We start from the raw sequence: 8,875 nt of genomic DNA on the forward strand, positions 1-8,875 counted from the left end.
GTGGTCACCGCGATCCGGTGGATGATCACCGCGAGGTCGATCAGATCCTGCTGGGACAGGTACTCCTTGAGACCGCTGACCGGCTCACCAGCGTGCAGGTCCCAGAATTCCATGGCCGCGTCGTGCACGGGCGCGTCGCGCAGCATCTCGCGGATGGCGTTGTTGGTCCGCTTGAGCGCGAATTGCGCTCCCTTGCCGGCCATTTCGCCGATGAAGCTGCCGCCCGCCTTCTCCGCGGCCTTGCGCGCGGACTTGGCGGCATTGGTGCCCATCGAGACCAGCGAGCCGACGCCGGGAATCTTTCCCGCGATCTGCTTGTTGGTCTCCATGAAATCGTCGACCAGCTTGTCCACGAACTTGGCGGCCACGGTCGCGATCAGGGGGCTCTCGGTGAGCCGTTCCAGGATGCGTTCCTGGGCCTGGTGCATGCCGAAGATCTTCTCCAGCAGCTGTTCCACCGGCTCGCGGTCGACCACGTCACCGAGGGTGTAGTCGTTGTTGCCGGCGATGTCGTCGTAGAGGTGACCGGCCAGCGCGGGGACCATGTCGCCCAGCACGGGGCTGCCGCCGATCAGATTGATCACGTTGGCGACGGTCTGCTTGGCCTGATCGATCTCGACCACGTCGCGGAAGATGATGGTGTCTGCGACACCGACCACATCCTTCACGTCGCGGGCGATCACTTCGGCGAAGCGGTCACCGCTGACCTCGGCGATGATGAAGTCGACCTGGAGGTCGAGCAGTTTCTCGGCGATTTCGCGCGGTTCGGTCAAGGTTCCACCCAATCAAGTTCGAGGCGGACCGTCCGGATTCACTCGGAATCGTTGCCGTGCATCGATTTTCGAATCTGATCCAGACGTTCCCGCGCGGCCTTGGCCCGCGCTTCCCACTGTTCGTCGACGCTGCGACCCACCGGTGTCTGCCGATCGAGATCGCCCATCCCCTGCGATGTGCCGTAGCGCTGTTCGACCTTATCGCGAACTGACTCGAAAGTAGGGACACCGGTGTTCGTATACCCGCCGATCTCCGGCGCGGACGGCATACCCGCAGGCGGTACCGGTATCGGAGTGATGACCGGACCGGTCCCGACCTGCTCCAATGCGCCGACCGTCTCAGACTGCGAATAGCCTTCCACCGGCAGCGTGTCAGGAGTCACATCGATCACATCCGGGGCATGACCCAGGGTCGCCGCCAGCGACTGCGCCACCGCGTGCAGGGCGGCCAGACCAGCCCGGCCGTCTGTGGCGGCCTCCACGACGGCCGCCAGTTCGGCGTCCGGCAGCTGCGCCAACAAGGCCACGAGTTCCTTGGCATCGCTCATGGGTTCCAGGCTACGCATTGCATCGAGATCGGGGACGGCGTACGGTTGGGTCGTCGCAATCCCGTGGATGCAGGTCGACGCAAGTCCCTCCCACTCGATTTCTTCTCTCCCCGAGTTCGATCCCGGCCCCGCCGTATGAGCGGCCCGGAAGACCTCGGATTCACCGGCGGTCCCATACCGCCATCGGCCGTATCCGGCCATTCCCAAATCTTCACTCCCGGTGCGCAAGTCACCTGAATCTCTGACAAGGAGAAACCATCATGACCACCATCGATCCCACGCCGCGCGTACAACCCGCAGCGGCCCCAGAACTCGACCACATCCAAACCCTTTCGCCCGCAACGGGAATCCTGGATATCACCGGCCAGACGGGAATCATCCGCACCAGCGGCTACCTCCCCGGCCCGAGTGACATCCACGTCCCCGCCCGCCTGATCCGCGCCCACGACCTGCGTCGCGGCGACCTGATCAGCGGCCTGGCGGAGCCGAATGCCAAGAACGGCAAGCACGCTCCCCTGGTGCGCGTCGACACCGTCAACGGCCACCCGGCCGCCGACCTGCCCAAGCGCCCCAAGTTCGGGGACCTGACCCCCATCCACCCCGACGAGCGACTGCGGCTGGAAACCGAGCCGAACAAGCTCACCGCCCGCGTCACCGACCTCATCATGCCGATCGGCAAGGGCCAGCGCGCGCTGATCGTCGCACCACCGAAAGCGGGCAAAACCTCTGTGCTGCAAGCGATCGCGCGCGGCATCGCGGCCAACCATCCGGAGGTGCACCTCATAATGGTGCTGGTCGGCGAACGCCCCGAAGAGGTCACCGACCTCTCGCGCGGGGTGCCCGCCGAGGTCGTCGCCGCCACCTTCGACCATTCCCCCGCCGAGCAGACCGCGCTGGCCGAGCTGGCCATCGAACGCGCACAGCGCCTCGCCGAGGAGGGCCGCGACGTCGTCGTGCTGCTCGACTCGCTGACCCGACTCGCCCGGGCCTACAACATGAACGGCCATGCCTCGGGCCGAATCCTTTCCGGCGGAATGGATTCCCAGGCGCTGCTGCCGCCGAAGCGGTTCCTGGGCGCGGCCCGCAACTTCGAGAACGGCGGTTCGCTGACCGTGATGGCGAGTGCGCTCGTCGAAACCGGTTCGCTCGCCGACACCGTCATCTTCGAGGAGTACAAGGGCACCGGCAATGCCGAACTGAAGCTGGACCGCAATCTGGCGGGCCGCCACATCTTCCCCGCGGTGGACATCGCCAAGTCCAGCACCCGCCGCGACGATCTACTCTTCGATCCGGCCGAGCGCGCGGCCGTCAACCTGCTCCGCCGCACCCTGGCCGACATGGACGATCAGCGCGCCCTCGAGGTACTGCTCGACGGCCTCCGCAAGACCGGCAGCAATGCCGAGTTCCTGCTCAACATCACCCGGAAGTGAGCCGCTTGGGCGGCAACACGCCCGCGGCCCAGTCGGCCACCGTCCGCGCCCAGCCCGGGAACCCGATGAGATCGTTGTGCATCCCGCCCGCGTAGATCACCAGCTCCTTGGGTTCCGGTGCGGCCGCGAACAATTCCCGCCCCATCCGCACCGGCAGCAGTTCGTCATTGTCGCCGTGCATGATCAGCACCGGGCATTGGAGCCGACGGATCCGCCGCAGGCTCGGATACGCGTTGGGCACGAACAGCTTCGGCAGGATCGGATACACCGCGGCCGCCGCGTCACGCAGCCCGGTGAAGGTCGACATGAGCAGCAGGGCCGCGGGCGGGAAGGCGGTCGCCAGCTCGAGCATCACGCCGCCGCCGAGCGACTTGCCCAGGTACAGCACCCGGTCGGGATCCACGCCCGGCTGCGCGAGCAAGGCGTCCCGCGCGGCTCGCACATCCCGATAGGTGCCCTGCTCACTGGTGCGGCCGGTGCTCCGACCGTATCCGCGGTAGTCGAAGACCAGGACATCGAGTCCGACCGCCGCCAGCATGGCCAGCATCGGCGACCGGTCTCCGATGTTTCCACCGTTCCCGTGCGCGAAGAGGATGTGCCCCAACGGTTCCCCGGCCGCCCGTACGAACCACGCGTTGACGGTCTCCCCGTCCGAGGTGGTCAACGACAGATCCTCGTACGCGACCCCGAACATCTCGGGGGTGGCCACGATCGTCCGATCGCCCGGCTGATAGGTCAGCGCATTGAGAATCGGGTCAGCCGGATGCCACATATCCCCTTCTTACCCCACCCGTTCCCGGATCCCGCGCCGCATCGCCAACGCACCGGCAGCCGACCCGACCATGGCGGCCCCGACCACCCACAACCCGGCCTTCTGCGTGCCCGTCCAGTCCTTAAGCCAGCCGGTCACATAGGGCGCGGCGAAGCCACTGATATTGCCGATCGAATTGATCAGGGCGATACCGCCCGCCGCGGCCGCACCGGACAGGAAGGTGCTCGGCAGCGCCCAGAAGGTCGGCAAGGCCGCGAGGACCCCGACCGCACACACGGTGACCGCGACCATGGCGCTGAACGGATTCCCCAGATACAGGGTCACCGGAATCGCCAGGCCGCCGACGAGCGCGGGCAAGGCCACATGCCACACTCGCTCGCCGGTGCGATCCCCGTGGGGACTCCACCAGACCATCACCACCGCACCGATCACGTACGGCACGGCGTTGATCAGGCCACGCTGGATCACCGAATAGTGAGTCCCGTACTGCTGCTGGAAACCGTTGATGATGGTCGGCAGAAAGAACCCGAGCGCGTACAGGCCGTACACGATCCCGCCGTACACCAAGGCCAGTCCCAGAATCCTCGGATGCGTCAACGCCTTCCGCAGACTCCAATGCTCCTCGGCGGTGCGCTGAGTATCCTCGACGGCGAGTTCGGCAGCCAGCCACTGCCGTTCGGCCGGTTCCAGCCAGGTCGCCTTGTCTGGGCTGTCGGTGAGATACCACCAGGTGACGACCGCCAGGATCAGCGACGGCACGCCCTCCACCAGGAACATGAACCGCCAGCCGCGGAGCCCGAAAACGCCATCGCCCCACTGCAATACGAGACTCGACAGCGTCGCGCCCAGGGCGGTGGAGATCGGCACGGCCGTCATGAACAGGGCGACGATTCGTGCGCGGTGGCGCTGCGGGAACCAATACGTGAGATAGAGCAGAATGCCGGGGAAGAACCCGGCCTCCGCGACGCCCAGCAGGAACCGCAGCACGATGAGCATGGTCCCGTTCGGGACGAAGGCCATGGCGGACGCGATCACGCCCCAGGTCACCAGGATTCGCGCGATCCACCGGCGCGCGCCGAAGCGGTGCAGGGCCAGATTGCTCGGCACCTCGAGCACGAGATAGCCGAGGAAGAAGATGCCCGAGGCGAATCCGAACGCCGTCTCGCTGAGGCCGAGGTCCGCCTTCATGCCGTTGGGTCCGGCGAATCCAATATTCACCCGGTCCAGGTAATTGACGAAGTACAGCAGGCCGAGAAACGGGACCAACCGAATGGTCACCTTGCGCGGGGTTACGCGTGATACATCATCAGACTCCACTCGGGCATTCTGCTTCATGCGCGGCCTGGAGCAGGTTGGGAAACGTCAGATATTCTGAAAGTGCTTATATCACAAGGGAATTCGGATTCCATGGTGATCATGCGAGGGGTAGAATTAGTACATGGGTTCGAAAGGGGTGACATACGAGGACTGCGGGATCGCCGAACTGGCCGCCGCGGTGGACTCGCTGACGGCCACTCTCGCCCATGCCAGCCTGGCCCAGTTCACCGACGCGGGCGTGGTGGCGTTGATGCAGCAGCTGGAAACCTGCAAACGCAAACTGGCGGCACTGGATTCGAAACTGATCGTCGAAGCGTCGGATCGTTCACTGCCGCAAACCTCCGGCACGGGCAAGCTGATCCCGTTCCTGCGCCACACCCTCGGCCTGTCCGCCCACGACGCATCGGTGCGCGTGAAGATCACCCGCGAATGCGGCGAATTCACCGAACCCACCGGACATTTGCGCCCCGCCGCCATGGAAGCCACCGCCGAAGCGTTCGAAGCCGGTGAAATCTCCCGCGATCACGCCCGCCACATCGTCGACATCGTCAAGCACCTGCCCGCCGACCTCCCCACCCAAGCACGCACCGAAGCCGAACACCTGCTGGTCGAGAAGTCGCGTGCGGGCTTGTTTCCCGACGACCTGCCCAAAATCGGCCGCGAGATCCTCGCCCGCGTCGACCCCGACGGCACCGTCATCAACGACGCCGACCGTCGCCGCCGCCGCGGCCTCGTGCTCGGTCGTCCCGGCGTCGACGGGATGAGCTGGATCGAAGGCTGGCTGACACCGGAACTGCGTGCGCTGTTGGACGGGTTCCTGGCGAAGTTCGCGCGTCCTGGCATGTGCAACCCCGACGACGCCGAAAGCCCCACCACGACAACACCTGTCGTCGAGTCCACCGTGCTCGAGGCTGCCGCGCGTCGCGACCGCCGCGACGCCGCCCAGCGTGTGCACGACGCGTTCGCGGCGATGCTGGCCCCCGGCCTGGACTTCGCCAAGCTCGGCACCCACCGTGGCCTGCCCGTCGGTGTGCTGTTCAGCATCGACGTCGCCGACATGGAACGCGGCACCGGCCTCGCCACCACCGCCACCGGCGGCCACGTCTCCATCAGCGAAGCCCTGAAAATGGCCGCAGGCACCAAGCCCTACATCGCCGTCCTCGACACCGACGGCACCCCACTGTTCCTCGGCCGCGGCCCCCGCCTCGCCAGCCCCGGCCAACGCATCGCCCTGGTCGCCCGCGACAAAGGGTGCACACACCCGGACTGCGATGCGCCACCCTCGATGTGCGCGGTGCACCACGTGAATGATTGGGCCAACAACGGGCCGACCGATCTGAACAATCTGACCTTGGTGTGCGATCACCACCACGCTCTCGTCAATGACAGCCCGCAGGGCTGGCGAACAGTGATGCTCGGCAAGGATTCACCCCAACGCGGCCGCGTCGGCTGGATCGCCCCGAAAACGATCGATCCCTCGGGCACGCCACAAGTGAACGAGAAACATCACGTCGGGCAGGTGGTCGCCACTAGCATCGCCGCACGCTGCCGGGAGTGGGGTCCCCGCGCGGCCTGACCCGAACCGCTCATGCGACCCGGGTGTGCGCAGGGCAAACGACGAAGTGTGGTCACCTCGCCTGCCCTACCGGACCTGGGCTGACGCCGGGTTGGGAGCCGTCACCCGCCGATCCCAGCCCACGGACCGCACGCATCACCTTCAAAGACAAAACACAACAACACAAAAGACCAAAACAACCCCCACCACTCCTCCAACGGACGACGGCCAGCCTTGAACCGGTCAAACCCACCACCCCCGCCGTCGAGTGGTACATCCTGGAGGAGGTATGTCCGAATCCCCCTCCAAAATGTGCCACTCGACGAATCGGTTCGGTAGGCGACGAGACGGTACGCCTCCCGGACGGTGAGGCGGCTGGTACCGCCACCCGGCGAACCCAACCCAGCCCCCTCGCCAACCCCTCCTCCTGGCCGCTTTTATCTTTTCTTCTTTTATCTCTTCTTCTTGTATCTCTTCGTCTTAAACCTTCTCGAACACCGTCTCCGCCCGATCCCGACCCCGATACATCTCCCAAGCAGCATCAGCGAGCAAATCCGGATCCAAAGTGCGCCCCTCGATATCGCCGAACACGGCAGGATTTCCACTCGACATCACATGCAGATCCCCACGCTCGATGAGCCCACCGATCGTGAGAGTCCCTGCGTAGACCCCAGTTTCGGCCAACCCGGCATTCAACGTCACCGCATAGTTCCGCAAGGCCGCCGAAGACAATGCCATCGCTCCCAACGCAGGCATGGGCCGCACACTCGACAGCCCTCCGGCGATCAGAATCCCGCCACTCCCCCGAGCCTTCATACCCGGCAGCACCGACTCGACGACATTCACCGCAGGCCATACCCACTCGAACACCGATTTCGCTGCCGTCATATCCATTTCGGTGATCGGTGCCGCCCGGGTCATAGTGGGCATTGGCCCGTAGTAGGCGATCTCGAGATCACCCTCACCGGCGATCTCCTCCAGAACACCCCGCAGCCGATCCCCGTCGGTGACATCCGCCGTATAAGTCCGAGCGTCGATGCCGTGCGCGGCCAACTCCGCGAGATAGTCACCATGCCGCGTCGCACTGCGTGAGATGAGCGCGACCCGGAATCCTTCCTTGCCGAACCGGCGGGCCATGGACATGCCGAGCCCGGGACCGACTCCGATGATCACGGCCGTACGTGTGCTGGTCACAAGCCTTCTCCTTAAATCGAGGGGGTCCTCACCTTTGCGAGCGTAGCACTAACATGAGGTACCCCTCGATTTCGTTATGATGGTTGCCATGACCAAGCCGATGCGCCGCGACGGCGTCCGCAACCGCGAGCGCCTGCTCACGGAAGCCGCCGATGTGCTGGCGACCCGGGGGCTCAACGGGTCGCTCGAGGAGATCGCTCGCCGGGCCGGAGTCAGCATCGGCACGCTGTACAAGCACTTCCCCACTCGCGCGGATCTGGTCGAAGCGCTGCTGACGCCACACGTCACCGCCCTCGACGAAGTCGCTGCCAAAGCCCTCGCCGACCCCGACCCTTGGTCCGGCCTCACCGGATTCCTCGCGGACATGGTCACCCGATTCACCGCCGACCGGGCGCTCCTCGAAGCCTTCACCGGCGACCACGCCGCGGCCGCGCAGCTGGAAAAGACCTGTGCGCGCGGCATTTCCCACATCGCCGCCATCACCGAACGCGCCCGTGACTCCGGTCAGTTGCGCGCCGACGCCACCGATTCCGATATCGCCAACCTCATGTGGGCTCTGGCACTCCTCGGAGAGAACGCGGGCAGCGAGGCATGGCAGCGCGCGATGGCCCTCGTCCTCGATGGACTGCAAGCCCGTCCGGCGGACTGACACCCCCTGAACACAAAGAAAGCGGGCCCCGATCCACAGGGATCAGAGCCCGCCTTCGATGAGCCGAAAACCTCAGCCGCGCAACACAGCTCCCACAGCCTCGGCAGCCTTGGCGACAGCCGCGTCGCGGGCGGCGCTGGCCTCGTCCTCGGTCAAGGTGCGGTCGGTGGCGCGGAAACGCAGTGCGTACGTGAGGGATTTGCGGCCCTCACCGGCCTGCGCGCCCTCGTAGACATCGAACAGGGAGATGGTTTCGAGCAGTTCGCCCGCGCGGGTGCTGAGCGCAGCCTGCACGGCGGCCGCGGGAACCGACTTCTCGACACTCACCGACACGTCCTGCAGCACTGCCGGGAACGCGGAAACCACCGGGGTGGGCCGGATTTCGCGGACCGGGAGGGCGTCCAGGTCGAGTTCGAGGGCGCAGGTGCGCGGCGGCAGGCCCGAGCGCTCCAGCACCGCCGGGTGCAACTCACCGGCATGGCCGACGACGACGCCGTCCACGACGAGCTCGGCGCACCGGCCGGGATGCCACGGAAGGTGCTGTGCGGCACGCAGATCTGCGGATCCCATCGCAGCGTGCGCAGATCCATCAGCATGGTGCGCGAGGCCGTGGTGACGTCGGTGATGTGCTGCCCGG

General features: G+C 65.9%; 9 protein-coding genes. 3 read left to right on the forward strand and 6 right to left on the reverse strand.

Going from position 1 to position 8,875, the window contains the following annotated elements; all coding sequences use genetic code 11:
- Positions 1 to 773: hypothetical protein (locus ACWELQ_RS28895; protein WP_452400189.1), on the reverse strand; the 773-nt coding region annotated here is incomplete at its 3' end.
- Between the two features lie 38 nt (positions 774 to 811).
- The gene (locus ACWELQ_RS28900; protein ID WP_452400190.1) at positions 812 to 1,522 is read right to left on the reverse strand and encodes a hypothetical protein; all 711 of its coding nucleotides are present in this window, start codon (positions 1,520 to 1,522) and stop codon (positions 812 to 814) included.
- A 59-nt stretch (positions 1,523 to 1,581) separates the two neighbouring features.
- Here ACWELQ_RS28900 and rho point away from each other — a divergent pair, with 59 nt between their 5' ends.
- Positions 1,582 to 2,751 (forward strand): transcription termination factor Rho, encoded by a 1,170-nt coding sequence (gene rho / locus ACWELQ_RS28905; RefSeq protein WP_452400191.1) that lies wholly within the window; start codon positions 1,582 to 1,584, stop codon positions 2,749 to 2,751.
- Here rho and ACWELQ_RS28910 read toward each other — a convergent pair.
- Positions 2,738 to 3,523: an alpha/beta hydrolase gene (locus ACWELQ_RS28910; RefSeq protein ID WP_452400192.1), complete on the reverse strand. Its 786-nt coding sequence runs from the start codon at positions 3,521 to 3,523 to the stop codon at positions 2,738 to 2,740. The two genes, rho and ACWELQ_RS28910, sit on opposite strands and share 14 nt — an antisense overlap.
- Positions 3,524 to 3,532: 9 nt before the next feature.
- On the reverse strand, positions 3,533 to 4,858 hold the full coding sequence (locus ACWELQ_RS28915) for an MFS transporter (protein ID WP_452400193.1): 1,326 nt from the start codon (positions 4,856 to 4,858) through the stop codon (positions 3,533 to 3,535).
- Between the two features lie 103 nt (positions 4,859 to 4,961).
- On the opposite strand from ACWELQ_RS28915, the gene ACWELQ_RS28920 reads away from it, so the two are divergent.
- Positions 4,962 to 6,416 (forward strand): DUF222 domain-containing protein, encoded by a 1,455-nt coding sequence (locus tag ACWELQ_RS28920; RefSeq protein ID WP_452400194.1) that lies wholly within the window; start codon positions 4,962 to 4,964, stop codon positions 6,414 to 6,416.
- 459 nt (positions 6,417 to 6,875) lie between these two features.
- Here ACWELQ_RS28920 and ACWELQ_RS28925 read toward each other — a convergent pair whose 3' ends face one another.
- A complete protein-coding gene (locus tag ACWELQ_RS28925; protein WP_452400195.1) occupies positions 6,876 to 7,589 on the reverse strand; it encodes an SDR family NAD(P)-dependent oxidoreductase in 714 nt (237 codons plus the stop codon).
- An 88-nt stretch (positions 7,590 to 7,677) separates the two neighbouring features.
- Here ACWELQ_RS28925 and ACWELQ_RS28930 point away from each other — a divergent pair, with 88 nt between their 5' ends.
- Positions 7,678 to 8,238: a TetR/AcrR family transcriptional regulator gene (locus ACWELQ_RS28930; protein ID WP_452400196.1), complete on the forward strand. Its 561-nt coding sequence runs from the start codon at positions 7,678 to 7,680 to the stop codon at positions 8,236 to 8,238.
- Between the two features lie 72 nt (positions 8,239 to 8,310).
- On the opposite strand, the gene ACWELQ_RS28935 is transcribed toward ACWELQ_RS28930, so the two are convergent.
- The coding region (locus ACWELQ_RS28935) for a phenylalanine--tRNA ligase subunit beta-related protein (RefSeq protein WP_452400197.1) at positions 8,311 to 8,875 on the reverse strand (565 nt) is incomplete at its 5' end.

The organism is Nocardia sp. NPDC004722, assembly GCF_053601505.1.